This window comes from Roseixanthobacter pseudopolyaromaticivorans, from assembly GCF_043195145.2.
Lineage (GTDB): Bacteria > Pseudomonadota > Alphaproteobacteria > Rhizobiales > Xanthobacteraceae > NCEH01.
This window is the reverse complement of the sequence record NZ_CM195539.1, coordinates 518,577-534,402: the sequence shown is the minus strand read 5'-3', so window position 1 is coordinate 534,402 and position 15,826 is coordinate 518,577. Positions and strand designations below refer to the sequence as shown.

At 63.9% G+C, this 15,826-nt stretch carries 16 protein-coding genes; 7 read left to right on the top strand and 9 right to left on the bottom strand.

What is annotated here, in order from left to right; genetic code table 11:
• Positions 1-7 precede the first annotated feature (7 nt).
• Positions 8-493, top strand: coding sequence for a (2Fe-2S)-binding protein (locus V5F68_RS02485; protein ID WP_394014624.1), 486 nt, complete (start codon positions 8-10; stop codon positions 491-493).
• Between the two features lie 135 nt (positions 494-628).
• Here the strand turns inward: V5F68_RS02485 and V5F68_RS02480 are convergent, their stop codons facing one another.
• Both V5F68_RS02480 and V5F68_RS02475 read right to left on the bottom strand, forming a co-directional pair.
• Positions 629-1,402 (bottom strand): SDR family oxidoreductase, encoded by a 774-nt coding sequence (locus tag V5F68_RS02480; protein ID WP_394014625.1) that lies wholly within the window; start codon positions 1,400-1,402, stop codon positions 629-631.
• A 53-nt stretch (positions 1,403-1,455) separates the two neighbouring features.
• A complete protein-coding gene (locus tag V5F68_RS02475; protein WP_394014626.1) occupies positions 1,456-2,601 on the bottom strand; it encodes an alkene reductase in 1,146 nt (381 codons plus the stop codon).
• A 29-nt stretch (positions 2,602-2,630) separates the two neighbouring features.
• On the opposite strand from V5F68_RS02475, the gene V5F68_RS02470 reads away from it, so the two are divergent.
• Positions 2,631-3,623 (top strand): LysR family transcriptional regulator, encoded by a 993-nt coding sequence (locus V5F68_RS02470; RefSeq protein ID WP_394014627.1) that lies wholly within the window; start codon positions 2,631-2,633, stop codon positions 3,621-3,623.
• Positions 3,624-3,645: 22 nt separating this feature from the next.
• On the opposite strand, the gene V5F68_RS02465 is transcribed toward V5F68_RS02470, so the two are convergent.
• The 3 genes from V5F68_RS02465 to V5F68_RS02455 form a co-directional block, all read right to left on the bottom strand.
• A complete protein-coding gene (locus tag V5F68_RS02465) occupies positions 3,646-4,671 on the bottom strand; it encodes an aldo/keto reductase (protein WP_394014628.1) in 1,026 nt (341 codons plus the stop codon).
• Between the two features lie 220 nt (positions 4,672-4,891).
• Positions 4,892-5,017 (bottom strand): hypothetical protein, encoded by a 126-nt coding sequence (locus tag V5F68_RS02460; RefSeq protein ID WP_394104114.1) that lies wholly within the window; start codon positions 5,015-5,017, stop codon positions 4,892-4,894.
• Positions 5,002-6,375 (bottom strand): amidohydrolase family protein, encoded by a 1,374-nt coding sequence (locus V5F68_RS02455; protein ID WP_394014629.1) that lies wholly within the window; start codon positions 6,373-6,375, stop codon positions 5,002-5,004. The genes V5F68_RS02460 and V5F68_RS02455 overlap by 16 nt, the downstream gene beginning before the upstream one ends.
• 91 nt (positions 6,376-6,466) lie before the next feature.
• Between V5F68_RS02455 and V5F68_RS02450 the strand changes: the two genes are divergently transcribed.
• Positions 6,467-6,868 (top strand): winged helix-turn-helix transcriptional regulator, encoded by a 402-nt coding sequence (locus tag V5F68_RS02450; RefSeq protein ID WP_394014630.1) that lies wholly within the window; start codon positions 6,467-6,469, stop codon positions 6,866-6,868.
• A 56-nt stretch (positions 6,869-6,924) separates the two neighbouring features.
• On the opposite strand, the gene V5F68_RS02445 is transcribed toward V5F68_RS02450, so the two are convergent.
• The gene (locus V5F68_RS02445) at positions 6,925-7,896 is read right to left on the bottom strand and encodes an AraC family transcriptional regulator (protein ID WP_394014631.1); all 972 of its coding nucleotides are present in this window, start codon (positions 7,894-7,896) and stop codon (positions 6,925-6,927) included.
• A gap of 93 nt (positions 7,897-7,989) precedes the next feature.
• Between V5F68_RS02445 and V5F68_RS02440 the strand changes: the two genes are divergently transcribed.
• Entirely contained in the window at positions 7,990-8,988 is a 999-nt protein-coding gene (locus V5F68_RS02440) for a zinc-dependent alcohol dehydrogenase family protein (RefSeq protein ID WP_394014632.1), read from the top strand.
• Here the strand turns inward: V5F68_RS02440 and V5F68_RS02435 are convergent.
• Complete coding sequence (locus tag V5F68_RS02435; RefSeq protein ID WP_394014633.1) at positions 8,969-9,898, bottom strand: LysR family transcriptional regulator; 930 nt, start codon at positions 9,896-9,898, stop codon at positions 8,969-8,971. The two genes, V5F68_RS02440 and V5F68_RS02435, sit on opposite strands and share 20 nt — an antisense overlap.
• Positions 9,899-9,994: 96 nt before the next feature.
• On the opposite strand from V5F68_RS02435, the gene V5F68_RS02430 reads away from it, so the two are divergent.
• On the top strand, positions 9,995-10,837 hold the full coding sequence (locus V5F68_RS02430) for an SDR family oxidoreductase (RefSeq protein WP_394014634.1): 843 nt from the start codon (positions 9,995-9,997) through the stop codon (positions 10,835-10,837).
• Positions 10,838-10,864: 27 nt separating this feature from the next.
• Here V5F68_RS02430 and V5F68_RS02425 read toward each other — a convergent pair whose 3' ends face one another.
• Positions 10,865-11,944, bottom strand: coding sequence for an aldo/keto reductase (locus V5F68_RS02425; RefSeq protein WP_394014635.1), 1,080 nt, complete (start codon positions 11,942-11,944; stop codon positions 10,865-10,867).
• Between the two features lie 180 nt (positions 11,945-12,124).
• On the opposite strand from V5F68_RS02425, the gene V5F68_RS02420 reads away from it, so the two are divergent.
• Positions 12,125-13,018: an AraC family transcriptional regulator gene (locus V5F68_RS02420; RefSeq protein ID WP_394014636.1), complete on the top strand. Its 894-nt coding sequence runs from the start codon at positions 12,125-12,127 to the stop codon at positions 13,016-13,018.
• 105 nt (positions 13,019-13,123) lie between these two features.
• Here V5F68_RS02420 and V5F68_RS02415 read toward each other — a convergent pair whose 3' ends face one another.
• Positions 13,124-14,164 carry an aldo/keto reductase gene (locus V5F68_RS02415; RefSeq protein ID WP_394014637.1) on the bottom strand — a complete coding sequence of 347 codons (1,041 nt, stop codon included), beginning with the start codon at positions 14,162-14,164 and terminating at the stop codon, positions 13,124-13,126.
• A 214-nt stretch (positions 14,165-14,378) separates the two neighbouring features.
• On the opposite strand from V5F68_RS02415, the gene V5F68_RS02410 reads away from it, so the two are divergent.
• Positions 14,379-15,332: an AraC family transcriptional regulator gene (locus V5F68_RS02410; protein WP_394014638.1), complete on the top strand. Its 954-nt coding sequence runs from the start codon at positions 14,379-14,381 to the stop codon at positions 15,330-15,332.
• The last annotated feature ends 494 nt before the right edge of the window (positions 15,333-15,826 follow it).

Here is a 15,826-nt window from a genome sequence, read left to right as displayed (position 1 = left end):
CCTCGAAATGGCATCGGATACCCGACAGACAGAAGGGTTTGTCTTCACGCTGAATGGCCGGGAGGTCACCTTCGAAGGCGATTCGAACATGCCGCTGCTCTGGTTCCTGCGCGACGTTCTTGCGCTGACCGGCACCAAATTCGGATGCGGCGCGGCGATGTGCGGGGCCTGCACCGTGCATGTCGACGGAGCGGCGACGCGCTCCTGCGTCCTGCCCGTCGACGCGGTCCGTGGACTGTCCGTCACGACGATCGAGGGCGTCGGCAACACGGCGGTCGGCAGGGCTGTGCAGGACGCCTGGGTCGATCTGAATGTCGTCCAATGCGGCTACTGCCAGTCCGGCCAGATCATGAGTGCGAGCGCGCTGCTATCGGAGAACCACGCGCCGACCGACACCGATATCGATGCCGCGATGAGCGGAAACATATGTCGCTGCGCGACCTATCTGCGCATTAAGGCGGCGATTCATCAGGCCGCGAAAGCGCTCGGATGATTTCTAAAAACAGGGGAGCTAAGCGGGCATGCCAGCAAACAGCCCGCTTAGAATTTCGTGAAAGCCAGCTCTCAGCCTTCAAGGCTCACGGCGGCGTCATCTGGAATTGTGTCCGGCTGGCCTGTTCCGCGGCGATCACTGGATGGAATAGCCGCCGTCCACCATCAAGATTTGCCCCAGAACAAATGACGAAGCATCCGAGCACAACCATAGCACCGCCTCGGCCACTTCCTCGGGCCGACCCGTCCGGCCGATGGGATGAGCCGCGCGTATGGGCTCCATGACAGCGTCTGTCCCCGCCAATTCAATGAAGCGCTCAATCATCGGGGTGTCGATCGTCCCCGGCCCGACAGCATTGATGCGGATGCCTTGCCTGGCGTAGTCGAGGGCGGCGCCACGGGTCAGGCCAAGAACCGCATGTTTGGTGCCGGTATAGGTCGAGAGCCCGGCGATGCCGACCACCGCCGACATGGATCCCATATTGACGATGGCGCCATGGCCCTGCCTGACCATCTGGTCAATCTCGGCGCGCATGGAGAGCCACACGCCACGCACGCTCACGTCGAACAGCTTCTCGTAGGTGTCGGAGGGCTGCTCGGCGAGGGGTTGGGAGTTCTGGGTGAGACCGGCATTGTTGAACGCATAGTCGAGCTGTCCGTATGTCGTGACGGCTTGGCCGACAAGCGCACTCACCTGAGATTCATCGCTGACGTCGGTAGCAACGAAGATCGCTTCACCGCCGGCCTGGACGATCCGGCGAACGGTCTCTTCGCCGGACGCCGGGTTGATGTCCGACACGACGACCCTCGCGCCCTGGCTGGCGAAGGCGAGCGCGGTGGCGCGACCAATTCCGGAGCCCGCGCCGGTGACCAGCGCGACCTTGCCTCTGAACTCATCATAGCGTGGCATGCCTATGGTTCCTTTCGTAGATGCGCCTCGTCCTGCGGCGGCGCCAATCATCTTCATGCGCTTCGCGCCAAGGCCTCGGGTCGGTATGGTGGATAGTCGACGTAACCCTTGCTGCCGCCGGTGTAGTAGGTGGCGCGGTCGGCGGCATTGAGCGGCCAGTCGTTGCGCAGCCGCGCGACCAGGTCCGGATTCGCGATATAGGCCTGTCCAAATCCCGCGAGATCGATCACCCCGTTGGTGATCAGTTCGTTAGCGCGCGCCTTGGTCAAGCCGCCGTCAAGCAGGATTGCGGTATTCGGCGCGACCGAGCGCCACGTGATCAGCACGTCCTTGATGAGATCGCTGGTGGGCTTCTGACCGGCCGGCGTGTTGAAGAAACCCGTCTGATCCATCACGTGGAAATAGGCGATCCGCCGCTCGCCGAGGGCTTTGCCCAGCAAGACATAGGTTTCCTCGGCATCCTCAAACATCGGCACTGAACCGATCACGCCATAGGGGGTCAGGCGGATGCCGACCTTGCCGGGGCCGATCGCCTTGCCGACAGCATCGACGACCTCGAGCGTGAAGCGCAGCCGCCCCTCCATCGTGGCCGCGCCATAGCGGTCGCTGCGATCGTTGATCAGGGGATTGAGGAATTGGTCGAACAGATAGCCGTTGGCGGCGTGCAGTTCGACACCATCGAAGCCGGCCTCCATCGCGTTGCGTGCGGCTTGCACGAAATCGGCGACGACGCGGGCGATCTCTTCAGTGGCGAGCGCGCGTGGTCGCGACGCCTGGACAAACCCGACCTGCCCGTGATCATCACGGCCAAACGCCATCGAACCCTCTGCGATGCGGTCGGTCGAGCTCACCGGCGCGGCCCCGCCGGGCTGGATGGACGTGTGTGAGATCCGACCTACGTGCCAGAGCTGGATGAACATCCTGCCATCCACGCTATGGACGGAGTTCGTCACCATCCGCCAGCCCGCGATTTGCTCAGGCGTGAAGATGCCCGGATTGTAGAAGTAGCCCTGCCCTTCGGCCGAAATCGGCGAGCCCTCGGAGATGATGAGCCCGGCCGTCGCGCGCTGCGTGTAGTAGAGCGCCACCTGTTCGGTCGCGGCATCCCGCGGACCGCGAGACCGGGTCAGCGGGGGCATGAAGATGCGGTTGGGAACGGGAAGTCCCGATAGGTCGAAAGGAGAAAACAAGTCCGTCATGTCGAGCCTGCTGTGATCTGTGCTGGCTCTTGACTACCAAATGGGATGAGGCCAAAAAACTTTCTTTAATTCGTTTCACTGCGGACGGATTTTCGCTTATGGCCTCTACGGTGGAGAGCATCGGCGCGATGCAGGCCTTTGTTCAGGCCGCGGACAAGAGAAGCTTCAAGCTGGCGGGCCAAGCCGTTGGCTTAACGCCGTCAGCGGTCGGCAAGGCGATCCAGAAGCTGGAGGATCAGCTTGGCGTGCGGCTGTTTCACCGGTCGACCCGCTCGATTACAATTACCGACGAGGGATTGCTCTTCCTTGATCGATGTCGGCGGATCCTGGCCGAAGTCGAAGCGGCCCAGAGCGAGCTCGCAGTCGCCGGTGCCGCCCCCCGAGGTCGCCTCAAGATCAGCTTGCCGGTCGAGCCAACGCTCCTCCTGCCCGTGGTGTCGGAGTTCGCCAAGGCGTATCCGGAGATCGAGCTGGACCTCGACATCAACGATCGCTTCGTCGACGTCCTCGAGGAAGGCTTCGATGCCGTCATCCGGTCCGGCGTACCCAAAGACAGCCGATTGCTTCACCGCAAGCTCGGCACGTTTGAATGGAGGTTCGTCGCTTCACCGGACTATGTCGGCATGTACGGCGCCCCCATGGCGGCGAGCGACCTCACCGTGCATCGCTGCCTCCGTCATCGCTATCCGGAAACAGGACGGCTGATGCCATGGCCGGTTGAACCGGTCCTGGAAGCGGCCGCAGTCCCCGTGACGATCGCCGCAAATATGATGGGGCCTCTGCTTGAACTGGCGGAGATGGGCCGCGGCATCGCCTTCCTTCCGCATTTCGCTGTCTGTCGGAAGATCGAAGCCGGCTCTCTCTTGGAAGTCCTCCCCGGTCACAGCAATGAGGTCGGATCTCTCAACCTTCTTTGGCCAGCGAGCCGCCATCCGCTGCCCAAAGTGCGTGTTTTCGTCGATTTCATCTCGACGCGACTTGCTCGCGAGTTTGCCGAACTGCGAACAACTGCAGCTACATGAGAAATCCAGGACAGCCCGGCTATTATTCGGCCCGCGCGGCAGGCAGCGAAGCATTGGCCTCAATCAGGTTTTGCTGTTTGAGCTCGGTCCAGAAGTCGACGGGGATTTTCGCCTGCATTGAATTATAATCTTCAAGAATCTGCTGGTCGCTGCGCGCACCCACGACAAGAGCTACAGCTTCCGACGCGGCGGCAGAGAACTGCAAGGCCGCGGTGCGCAGATCGACACCATGGCGCGCCGCGACCGCGCGGAGCTTTTCGCGCTTTTCGATCACGTCCCGAGGTATTTTGAAGTTCTCCTTGCCATAATTGTAGCGTGCGCTCCCGGAGATGAAGCCGGCATTGAGCGACGAGCCCATGACCAGTGAGACGTTCTTCTCGCGTACGGCCGGAAACACCTGATTGAGCGCATTGGCATGATCGATCAGGGAGTATTGGCGCGCGCACAGGCAGACGTCGGGATCCGCGTCCTCGATCACCTTCAGAATCGCATAGGGCGTGTTCACGCCGACGCCCCACGCGCGGATGACGCCCTCGTCGCGCAATTTCGAGAGCGCCGGAAAGGCGCCCTTGCGGGCGGTCTCGTATTGCTCCTCCCAGCCGTTCGGAAAATAGGCGAAGTCGGGCGACAGATCGTGGACGAAGGCGATGTCCAGGTGGGAGACGCCAAGGCGCTGGAGGCTGTCCTCGATCGAGCGACGCACGCCGTCGGCCGTATAGTCGATGACCAGATCGTTGGGCGAGTCCGAGAGCGGAAAGATCTCGGCGTGGCGGTTGTTCTTCGACGCCTTGAAGAGCTTTCCCACCTTCGAGGACAGAAGATAGTCGTCCCTGTTCTTGTTGTGCAGGAAATGGCCGAAGCGACGTTCGGAGAGACCGAAGCCATACCAAGGCGCGACATCATAATAGCGCACGCCTACGTCCCAAGCCGTCTCCAGCGTCGCCTCGGCCTCCTTGTCGGTGTGCTTGTCGAACTCGTTGCCGAGCGGCACGCCGCCCAGACCGAACTGAAATTCCGGCTTGAAAATCTGCTTTGCGCGATTGGTCATAGATTAATGTTCCTGTCGTTTGCCATTGGGCAGCCGCGGAGACCGGTGCGAGGCACTGGCCGCGAAGCCAGCGGACGCCAGGGTCGGAAATAGGTGGCGGCCGCCTCCTGTCGATGATGCGGTGTGTCAGGAACGTCCCATCGCTCACTTGGTTCTCCGAGCTCTGCTCGATGCCGCGCTCAAGTGCGTGATGTCTGCCCTTCCGCGCCCCGCGCGCCGATCACAATGGCTTCATCACCATCACCCGCGGCAGAAGCAGAATCACGGAGTCCGCGCCCGCGGACGGGTGGCGGCGTTCGTGGGTCCGCGCGATCCCGGCCGTCTGGAGCGTCAGCGGCCGGTCCATGGCGGCTGCTTCTCGGGGCTGAGCGGCCCAAAGCTCGAGGCGAGCGGGTTGCGAACGTGGCCGACCGACGACAACAGATGATCCTGCGATGCTTCGACGCGACGCTGAAGCCCCGCCAAGTCCAGATCGACCATTTGCCCATCTCGCTTGCGGAAGCGGCCCGCGACCATCACGTCGCTGATGTTGGAGCGGTCGGCACCGTGGACGATCGCTCCGGCGGCATTGTTGGTGCCCAAGAGGCTGATCCCGTCTGTCCGTACGACGATAAGATCGGCCTGTTTGCCCAGCGTCAGGCTGCCGGTGCGATGATCAAACCCCGCGCAACGGGCCCCGTCGATGGTCGCCGCCCGCAGAAGGTCTTCAACCCGTATCGGCGCTGGCGCCGCTTCATCTCCGGCGTAGCGCCGGCCCTGTGCGGTGGCGCGCTGCAGGGCGAAGGCCACGCGCAATTCCGTCGGCATGTCGCCGCCATAGGCGGTTTCCAGATCGGTGCCGATGCCGGGGCGCAAGCCGTGATCCACGGCCTGCTGCCAGGCAAAGACCCCGCCGGCGAGGGCGTACTGGGCGTCCGAACGCGGATCGACCGTCACGCGGACGTCCTTCTCGGCAAAAACGCGCCAGGTCGCCTCGGGCAGGCTGGTGCAGTGGTTGAAAATCTGGTCCGGGCCGAGCTGATCCTCCAGCCCGTCGAGCATGGCCGCCATCGGGCCGAGAAATTCGATGAGCATGCGCAAGTCTGACTCGCGCGCGAAGGCCCAAATGTCGGGATCGGGTGTGCAGAATAGTCCGAGGGTGAGCAATTGGTCGCTCGATGCGAACCGCGCGCTCTTCAGCCGCTTCAGATCGTGTGGCCAGTGCTCCGCCCAGGCGCCGGCCAGCGGCTTGCCGGGCATGTGCAAGGCGCGGATGCCGGCGTCCTGCAGGGCGTCGAGGCAGGCGTCGGTATGCTCCGGGCTACGGGCGTTGTGGGATGCATCCACGATCGTGGTCGTCCCGGCATCCAGGCTGCCAAGCGCCGTCAGCAGATTGCCGACATAATGATCCTCGGGCCGATAATGCGGCGCCAATGTGAGGTGTGTGTCCTGCACATAGGCGTCGAGCGTGTCCACGTTGGGCATGAGCTGCCGCAGCGTGCCCTGCCAGGCGTGACGGTGCGCATCGACAAAGCCCGGCATGAGGATGGCGCGCGATGCATCGATGGTGTCGGCGTCCGCGACGCCGAGGCCGGCTCCGATCGCGGCGATCCGATCGCCGTCCACGAGCAGATCGGCGTTGACGATATCCCCGATCGCCGGATCCATCGAAAGAATGGTCGCGCCCGTGAACAGGGTGCGCGGTCGTTGGGTGCTTGTGGTCACGCGTGTCTCCTCGCAATGACCGACTAGTATCAAATCGATACCAGATGTACATTACGCACGTTGACGGCACCTGGTATCACTGGAGTTACTCATGTCCGATACCATCGATCCCGAGCTGCGGCGCGACCGCGTGCTGCTGGATCTCATCGCGGACAAATGGACGCTGTTGGTGCTGGGATCGCTTTGCGATCATGCGGGCGTTCGCCGCTTCAACGCGATCCGGCGGGACATTCCCGACATCTCGCAGCGCAGCCTCGCCTCGTGCCTCCGTCGGTTGGAGAGGAACGGACTGATCCGCCGGCGTGTCATCGATGGGCGCCAGCTTGGGGTCGAATACAGCTTTACGGAGCTTGGCTATTCGCTCGACGAACCCGTCACCACGCTCCTCCTTTGGACGGCGAAGCATGCCGAAGGGGTTCGAGCCGCGCAGGAGACATATGATGAAGCAGGCGGGGCGATGTCGCGCGCAGACCGCGAGGGCGCGGAACCCTGAAGGTTAAAGACATCCGTTTTATTTACACCGGCTTGGTCGTTGCGATTTGGTCGCCGCTAGGAAGGCTGTTCCGCCCCCACAGGGCGATCCAGCGGGACGGACCGGCCGGCACTGTCGGCATCTGCGCGATATCGCGCCCGCCACTGTCCCGGTGAGAGGCCCGTTGCCGCGCGGAAAGCGCGGCTCAGGGCGATGTCCGACCCGTAGCCGGACAGTTCGGCCGCCTTCGCGATGGAGTGTCCGCCCGCAAGCAGCATCTTGGCCCTGTAGATTCGCCAGCCTGCGATATAGGCCAGCGGCGGCACGCCGACCACCGACTTGAAAAGGACGGCGAAGGCGGAGCGCGACATGGCCGCGCTTCGCGCCAGCGTCTCAATGGTCCAGGGCTTCCGCAGATCGGCATGGATCAGGCCGAGCGTTCCGGCCAGTCGATGATGACCGAGACCCGCGAGCCAGCCGGACGGAATATTTCCCTCGGCCTTCGCCCAGGCGCGAATGACCTGGATGAAGAGGGTATCGATGAGCCGGCCGATCACGAAGCCTGCGCCGAGGCCCCGCTCCGCCTCTTCCTGGCCGATCAGGTCGAATATCGCGAGGAGCCGGCCGGAGTCTCCAGCGCCGAGTGGCACATGCACGACCTCGGGCAGGAGCGCCAGAAGCGGCTCGCCGGCCGTGTGGTCGAATGTCATGCGGGCGGAAATGAACGCGCATGCCGCGCCGGTACCACCGAATTCCACGGCGTCGCCGGTGACCCGATCGACGACCTGCCCGCACGGCGTCAGGTCGCCGCCGGGCCTATCCGCTATGGCGCACTCGGTGCCCTTCCTGATGATGAGGCAATCACCGGCGTGAAGCTGAAATGGCGGCTGCCCGGTCCGGGTGAACCACGCATCCCCGGATGCGACCACCAGAAGCCTCGCCTGATACCCGCTGTTGAACCCGATACCCCAGGGCGCACGCGCACGGATCCGAACGTAGAGCGAGCTTTCCACGTCCATGGCGTCAAGAACTGAATCGAAGGGGTGCATGGGCACTTTGGACGATAGGTTAGGAAACCCGTTATCTTAGCCATGGATCGTCCGGTCAAGTCGCATTAGGCCTCGGGCAAAGGACGGTGCCCGATGAAGACATACCGCTTGCAGCAGATTGGCTCGGTCGATGGTCTGGAACTCTGCGAGGAGCCCGTCCCTACGCCGGCCGCCGGTGAAGTGCTGGTTCGCATAAAGGCCAATTCGCTGAACTTCCGCGACCTCGCCATCCTCCAGGGATGGATGCCCTTCGGCGTGGAAGAAGGACGTGTGCCGCTCTCCGACGCCGCCGGCATCGTCGAAGCCATCGGCCCGGGCGTGACGCGCTTCAAGGTGGGGGACAGTGTCGTCAATTCCACCATGCCGAACTGGTTCGGCGGCCCGTTCCGGGAACTGCCGCTCCAGTATGGAATCCATCTTGATGGCTGGCTCAGCCAGTATCGCTGTGTCAGCGAGCAGGAAATTGTGGCGATGCCCGCCTTCCTGACCTTCGCGGAGGCGGCCTCGCTCCCCTGCGCGGCCGTGACGGCCTGGACGGCGCTCGCCGGCGTCGGGCCGGGGCAGACCGTGCTCACCCAGGGGACCGGCGGCGTGTCGCTGTTCGCCTTGCAGCTCGCCAAGGCATCCGGCGCCAGGGTGATCGCGACGACCTCGTCGGAGGCCAAGGCGGCGCGCCTGCGCGACCTCGGCGCCGACCATGTCATCAACTACAAGACGGCCGAGACTTGGGGCGAACAGGCGAAGCACCTGGGTGGAGGGTATGGGATCGATCGGATTGTGGAGGTGGGCGGATCGGGAACGCTTGCGCAATCTCTGAAGGCAGTGGCCATCGGCGGCCAGATCTCGCTCGTGGGCGTCCTCGCCCAGGGCCAGATGCCCGGCTTCATGGACATCTTCATGGCTCAGGCCACCCTCCAACCGATTCCGTCCGGAAGCCGGCGCGATCTGGAGGACATGCTGAAGGTGTTCGCGCAGCATCGCCTTCATCCCCAGATCGACCGCACCTTTTCCTTCGAAGATGCAAGGGCGGCCTTTTCGCACTTCGGCGCGCGTGATCTTTTCGGCAAGGTCGTCATAACCCAGGATGATTAAGGGGCGGGGTCTCGCCGGCCGCAGCAGTCTTGAGCAGATCGATGAAAGCGCGAAGGCCGGGCGGGACCTGACGATGGCCGGGATAATAGAGAAAGATCCCGGGATAGGACGGACACCAGTCCTGCAACACCGCCTGAAGCGCCCCGCCATCGAGGTGGGGCTGCGCGAGCCGTTCCGGCACGAAGGCAAGCCCCAGCCCCCGTAGCGCCGCTTCAATCATCAGCTCGGTGCGATTGAGCATGAGCGGACCGCCCACATCGACGGTCAGCGCATGTCCGTGGCGCTCGAATTCCCACTTATAGGGGCGGCCTCCGGGCGTTCGTGACCGGATGCAGATGTGCCGCGCGAGGTCGTCGGGCGTGACAGGGGGGCGGCGACCTTCGAGATAGACCGGCGAGGCCACCGCCAGCATCCGCGACGGCCCGCCAAACCGCACCGCGACCATGTCGCGCGGCACCGCCTCGCCGAGCCGGAATCCCGCGTCGAACCCCTCCGCCACGATGTCCACGAAGGCCGGCTCCGCGACCAGATCCACGGTCATCTCCGGAAACGTCTCGAGAAACCGGGGCAGGATCGTCTGCACCAGCAGCATGGAGACCGTCTCCGATGCGGTGAGGCGCAGCAGGCCGCTGGGCCGCTCACGCGCGGCATCGACCTCCGCCAGCGCCCTATCGAGGTCGCCAAGGATCGGCTGAAGGCGCGCCACCAGCTGCGCGCCGGCCTGGGTCGCCGATACGCTGCGCGTGGTCCGGTTCAGGAGCCGCGTCCCGATCCGGGTCTCAAGGCCCGTGATCATATGGCTGATGGTCGAGGGAGCCATCTCCATCTCATCGGCGGCCTTGCGGAAGCTGCGATGCCGGACGATGGCTGCGAGCGCCCGAAGTTCCAGCAAGGTGGGTTGGTCATTCATGGCCATTCGCCATCATAGCATGCCGGATTGAGCCGGTTATGGCGGTTAATGCCGGCCCTTAAATGTGAGCGAGCACTGGCCGACAGAGGACTCAAAATGGCTCGCACTTGGCTTATCACGGGGGTCAGCAGCGGCTTCGGTCGCGAGATGACCGAGCAGCTTCTCGCGAAGGGAGATCGTGTCGCCGGCACGTTACGCCAGCTGGATGCGGTCTATGACCTCAAGGCCCGTTATGGCGATCGCCTTTGGACCGCTCAACTCGACCTGACGGACGGGCCCGCCATCCACGCGGTCACAACACGCGCTTTCGCCGAACTCGGCAGGATAGATGTGGTGGTCAACAATGCCGGCTATGGGCTTTTCGGGGCGGCCGAAGGACTGACGGACGCGCAGGTCCGTCATCAGATCGACACCAATCTGGTCGGCCCCATCCAGGTCACGCGCGCAGCCCTGCCGCATCTGCGCGCACAGGGCGGAGGCCGGATTCTGGCCGTGTCGACCTATGGCGGACAGGCCACCTATCCCGGCGCTTCCCTGTACCACGCCAGCAAATGGGGGCTGGAGGGCTTCTTCGACTCCCTCGCCGGGGAAGTGGCTGCGTTCAAGATCGGGGTGACGATCATCGAGCCTGGCGGCGCTCGGACGGGGTTCCGCAGCACGGCCAGCGCGCGCATGGGCGCGGCGCCGGACGCTTATGACGGCACGCCGGTCGGCATGATCCGCACGGTGCTCGACGATCCCAAGCGCATGCCCAATGGCGATCCCTCGAAAATGGTGCGGATCATGATCGACAGCGTGGACCAGGAGCCCGCGCCGAAGCGGATCGTGTTGGGCAGCGATTCCTACATGATGATCGAGAAGGCCCTGACCGAAAGACTCGCATCCATGCAGGCGCAAAAGGAGACGGCGGCGTCGACGGATTTTCCCGCCGACGTTTGAATCCCGAGATCGCGTATCGAGACCCGCTCAATAGCGCGTGGGGCTCGCGGTCAGCGATGGCGACACGGGGGTTCGCACGCCGTCGATGATCGTGTCCGGGAAGCCCAGCATGCGGGCAAAGGCGGCATAGCGGGCCGGGAAACCCAACACAGGCTCCGACACGGCATCGAGCCGCGCGATCTGGTCCGCGGTCAGCGAGACATCGAGTGCGGAGAGATTTTCAGTCAGCTGGTCCAGCCGGCGGGCGCCGATCAGGGTCGAGGTGACGCCGGGCCGGCCGCGGACCCAAGCCAAGGCAACCGCGGCTGGCGATGCGCCGATCTCCTCGGCAACGGCGCGCACGGCATCGATGACCACATGGTCGACTTCGCTCGGCCGGCCGGTCAGGGCGCTGCGCGGCGAATCGACCGCTCCGTCATCGCCGCGCCTGAACTTGCCCGACAGGAAACCGTTCTTCAGCGGGCTCCATGGCATGATGCCGATGCCCATGTCCTGCGCCATGGGGATCAGCTCGCCTTCGACTGTCCGCTCCAACAGCGAATATTCAAGCTGCAGCGCGATCACCGGCGCCCATCCTCGGAAATGCGCGATGGTCTGGGCTTCCGCCACCTTCCAGGCCGGGAGGTCGGAGAAGCCGATATAGCGGACCTTGCCGGACGTCACGAGATCCTCAAGCCCGCGCAAGGTCTCCTCGATGGGCGTCTGCCGGTCCCACATGTGCAGCCAGTAGATGTCGAGATAGTCGGTTCGCAGACGCCGCAGCGAGGCCTCGGCCTGCTGCATCAGCGCCTTCCGGCCTGCCCCGCCACCATTGGGATCGCCCGAGAACAGATTGCAGTAGAACTTGGTGCCAATGACGACCCGATCACGGCGCACGGCCGAGGTGGAGAAGAAATCACCGATGATCTTTTCGGAATGCCCGTTGGTGTAAATATTGGCCGTATCGATGAAGTTCCCACCGAGATCCAGATAGGTTTCGAGCATGGCCACCGAGTCGGCGGGGCTCGCGCCCCAGCCGTGATCCTCGCCGAAGGTCATGGTGCCGAGGCAGAACGGGCTGACGCGTAGGCCCGACCGGCCAAGCGTGACATAAGAATCGAGCGGCATGGCGGTGTCCCTGAGGATCGAAGGCGCGGCCGAAGCCCTCGCCGGATGCCGCCTTTGAAGCACACCCGAGGGCGCGCCCAGTAGATCGATTCCGCCAGCCTCTTGCACGATCCTGCCAAGCAGGCGGCGATCATGCATTTTCGCCTTGTGATGCCGGCGGCGCGATGCTCGAGTCCGACGATGGATCCGATCGTCGAACTTCGCACCCTGATCATCCGCCATGCGGGACAGCAAGCCACGCCCCGGGCCTTGCCCGACATCGTGCTGGCGGTGGCCGACAGCCTGAGCGAGCCGCGCGGCCATAGTCCCGGGCCGACATTCGCCCTGGTGGCGCAGGGCGCCAAGCGCGCGGTTCTGGGCGACAAGGTGTTTGACTATGCGGCGGGGCAATATCTGATCGTCGCGCTGGAACTTCCGCTGGTCGCAAGCCTGACGCGCGCCAGCCGGGATGAACCCTTCCTCGGCTTCGGCCTGATCCTCGACCCGCTGGCGGTCGCCGAACTGCTGCTGGAAGCGGGGCTTGATGAGCCGAGGGGCGCACCACCCGGAATCGCAGTCAGCACGGCCGGCGACGATCTGCTGGAGCCGATCGTCCGGCTACTCCGGCTGCTGGACCGGCCCTCCGACCTGCCCATTCTTGCCCCCGCGATCCGACGCGAGATCCTCTGGCGCCTCATCAATGGCGCGCAGGGCGCGATGATCCGGCAACTGGGACTGGCCGACAGCCACATCCGCCAGATCAGCCGCGCGGTGCGCTGGATCCGGGATCATCACGCGGAAACACTGAGGATCGACGAGCTGGCGCGGCTGGCGAATATGAGCCAGACCTCCTTCTTCCGGCATTTCCGGACCGTGACGTCGCTCACGCCCATCCAGTACCAGAAGCAGGTCCGCCTCCAGGAGGCGCGAACGCGGCTGCTGGCCAATCCGGGCGATGTGGCTTCGGTGGGCCACGCAGTCGGCTATGAGAGCCCTTCCCAATTCAGCCGCGAGTACAGGCGGCTGTTCGGCGCTCCACCCGGACGGGACGTTGCACAACTCATGGACACGTTGAAGAGCCCCAATACCAACTGACGCCGCCCTTCCGTGCGTCCGGTTCCATATCCTCATGCTGCGCGCGAGCGTCACACGGCTCGGCAAGAACCCATCCCCGCCGAGCGACGCGAAGACCGTCAGTGGCTAGCGGTTGGAACTTGCCACCTGAGCGAGGCGGCCCTGTCCCTGGAAGCCGAACATCCAACCGGGATATTCGCCGGGAAGTTCGCTGACCTTGGAGATCGCGGCGCGCTCATCTTGGCTCAGCGAGAGACTTGCGGCCTTTAGATTGTCTTCCAGCTGGTCCATCCGCTTGGCGCCGACCAGAACGCTCGACACCACCTTCTGATGCAGCAGCCAGGCCAGCGCGATCTGGGCGATGGACGCTCCATGGGCCTCGGCGATGGGGCGCATGACATCGAGCGCATTGTAGCCCCGATCCTCATCCAACGGCGGGAATGGATTTGCAGACCAGCGGCTCCCGTCCGGCGCGGCGGCGCCCCGGAGTTTCTTTCCGCTCAGAAAGCCACCGGCCAAGGGACTCCAGATCAGAAGACCGACGCCCTCGCTCAGCAACAGCGGCGCGATCTCACGTTCAATGTCGCGGCCGGCGACCGAGTAATAGGCTTGGAGCGAGGCGAAGCGCGTGATGCCCAGACGCTCGGATACGCCAAGCGCCTTGGCGATCTGCCAAGCTGCCCAGTTCGAGACGCCGACATAGCGTACATGCCCCTGGCGCACGAGATCATCGAGCGCACGAAGCTGCTCCTCGATCGGGGTTGCGGCGTCGAAGCCATGGATCTGGTAGAGGTCGATATGGTCGACACCCAGCCTCTTGAGGCTGTTCTTTGCGGCGTCCAGCAGGTGCCCGCGTGACGCGCCGGCGTCGTTCGGACCCTCTCCCATGGGCGAAAAGGCCTTGGTCGCAATCAGGTATTTCTCACGCGGAACGCCCAGGCCCCGCAAGGCTTCGCCCAGAAAACGCTCGGAGGCACCCTGGGCATAGTTGTCGGCCGTATCGAACAGATTGACGCCTGCTTCATACGCTCGCGCCACGAGCCCATTCGCTTCTGCCTGGCCAAGCCCGCCGAGGGTGGGGTGCCCCTCATTCTCGCCGAATGTCATGGCGCCGAAGCCGAGTTCGGAGACGAACAATCCGCTTGTTCCAAGACGGTTATATTTCATGGCATTTCTCCACATTGTGGCACCGGATTGGGCCCGCCGTTCCGGAGCGTCCGGAGCGCACGCTGTCCTTTTCGGTCGTGGGATCGCAGTGTGGATCTTGTAGTCGCCATGCACCGGAGACGGGTAGCCTGATCCCCTCTCATTTCTGCCTGATTATCTCTCTACCCGAGATAATAGATACAAAGCGAGGCGCCCGCGTGATAGGGCGTAAGGCATGGTGAAATCATCACGCAAGAGCGCCCAGGCAGACCCAGCAGCGGATGTCAGCGAACTTCTCCGCCGCGAAATCGAAGAGGTCATCGCGCGCCATTCGCAAAGCATTGGCAGCTATGAAACCGCGGTGCCGGGCCTGCATGTCGCGCGCATCACCCGTCCGGTTCCTCCGACGACGCATCTGAGCGACGCGTCCGTCTGTATTTGTGTTCGCGGCGCGCGGGAAGTCGCCGTGGGCGATCATGTATGGTCGCAGGACGAGAGCAGATTTCTGCTCAGCGCCATTGGATCGCCAGCGATCGTGACCATTCCCGACGCGAGCCCCGAACGCCCCTATACGGCGCTGCGGATCGACCTCGATCTAGACCTTGCGCGACAGGTCATGGCCGATATCGACTTGCGGGGAGCGACGGACGAGACCGTGCCCCCTTCGCAGCTGGGGCGCGTCGATCGCACACTCCTCGATGCCGTGGCGCGACTGGTCGGGCTGATCGAGCGGCCCGGCGACGTGCCGTTCATGAGCGGCCTCATTCACCGCGAACTTCTTTACAGGCTTTTGTCCGGCCCGAGCGGCCATCGCCTCCGCCAGATCGTTCGCCTCGGGTCACAGGGTCATCGTATCGCCCGCGCCGTCGCCTGGCTGCGGAGCCACTATCAGGAACGCCTGAGGATCGAGCACCTGGCATCGATCGCCGGCATGGGGGTTTCGACACTGCACCGCCATTTTCAGGAACTCACGGGCATGAGCCCGATCCAGTACCAAAAGCATCTCCGACTGCATGAAGCACGCCGGCGTTTGCTCGACGACGACGCCGATGTCGGCACCACAGCTCTAGGCGTCGGCTACGAAAGCGCCACGCAGTTTATCCGCGAATACCGCCGCCTGTTCGGCGAGCCGCCGCTCCGGGACGTCAAGGCGTTGCGCGCGCGGGGAGGCAGCCCGTCTTTGGTTTAGCTTTTGGTGAACTCATAACAACTTACTGTCCGTATGGGAGCCTGATTCAAAGTTTTGAACGATGCCTGTTCAGCGAGACGGAGGGGCGGTGGATGGAGCCTCTGTCTCCAAACAAGTCGCGCGGCATGGCCTGCGCGGATCCCCGCAGGGTGATCAACGGATCTCCATATATCGCTTTGAACCGCGTCCAGCATTATCTCGACGACCCCTTCGCCATGATGATCCACCGGGGCAAGCGCCCGATGTCCAAGCCCAGACACCGCGCGATCGTAGAGCGCACCTGTGCCGGGTCGAGTCGCTCTCCTTGATGCCGCAGGACTTGAGGACCTCTTCGATCGGAGATTGCTAGACGGTTTGGCCGCGGAGTTCGAAGCAGAGCCCCTCCGTGAAGCCGACCAATCGTCCCGGGTGATGACGCGCCGCCGCCAGCAGCGAGCCAAGGCAGCGTGATCCCAGCGCAACTGGAGCCAATCGGGCAACTCGGAAATAGGCCA

Bases quoted from the DNA above. Each gene is read 5' to 3' on its own strand.
- V5F68_RS02430 (WP_394014634.1), top strand. From the start codon at position 9,995: ATGGCTCGCACTTGGCTTATCACGGGGGTCAGCAGCGGCTTCGGTCGC.
- V5F68_RS02415 (WP_394014637.1), bottom strand. From the start codon at position 14,164: ATGAAATATAACCGTCTTGGAACAAGCGGATTGTTCGTCTCCGAACTC.
- V5F68_RS02450 (WP_394014630.1), top strand. From the start codon at position 6,467: ATGTCCGATACCATCGATCCCGAGCTGCGGCGCGACCGCGTGCTGCTG.
- V5F68_RS02465 (WP_394014628.1), bottom strand. From the start codon at position 4,671: ATGACCAATCGCGCAAAGCAGATTTTCAAGCCGGAATTTCAGTTCGGT.
- V5F68_RS02485 (WP_394014624.1), top strand. From the start codon at position 8: ATGGCATCGGATACCCGACAGACAGAAGGGTTTGTCTTCACGCTGAAT.
- V5F68_RS02425 (WP_394014635.1), bottom strand. From the start codon at position 11,944: ATGCCGCTCGATTCTTATGTCACGCTTGGCCGGTCGGGCCTACGCGTC.
- V5F68_RS02460 (WP_394104114.1), bottom strand. From the start codon at position 5,017: ATGGACCGGCCGCTGACGCTCCAGACGGCCGGGATCGCGCGGACCCAC.
- V5F68_RS02475 (WP_394014626.1), bottom strand. From the start codon at position 2,601: ATGACGGACTTGTTTTCTCCTTTCGACCTATCGGGACTTCCCGTTCCC.
- V5F68_RS02410 (WP_394014638.1), top strand. From the start codon at position 14,379: ATGGTGAAATCATCACGCAAGAGCGCCCAGGCAGACCCAGCAGCGGAT.
- V5F68_RS02440 (WP_394014632.1), top strand. From the start codon at position 7,990: ATGAAGACATACCGCTTGCAGCAGATTGGCTCGGTCGATGGTCTGGAA.
- V5F68_RS02445 (WP_394014631.1), bottom strand. From the start codon at position 7,896: ATGCACCCCTTCGATTCAGTTCTTGACGCCATGGACGTGGAAAGCTCG.
- V5F68_RS02435 (WP_394014633.1), bottom strand. From the start codon at position 9,898: ATGAATGACCAACCCACCTTGCTGGAACTTCGGGCGCTCGCAGCCATC.
- V5F68_RS02420 (WP_394014636.1), top strand. From the start codon at position 12,125: ATGGATCCGATCGTCGAACTTCGCACCCTGATCATCCGCCATGCGGGA.
- V5F68_RS02480 (WP_394014625.1), bottom strand. From the start codon at position 1,402: ATGCCACGCTATGATGAGTTCAGAGGCAAGGTCGCGCTGGTCACCGGC.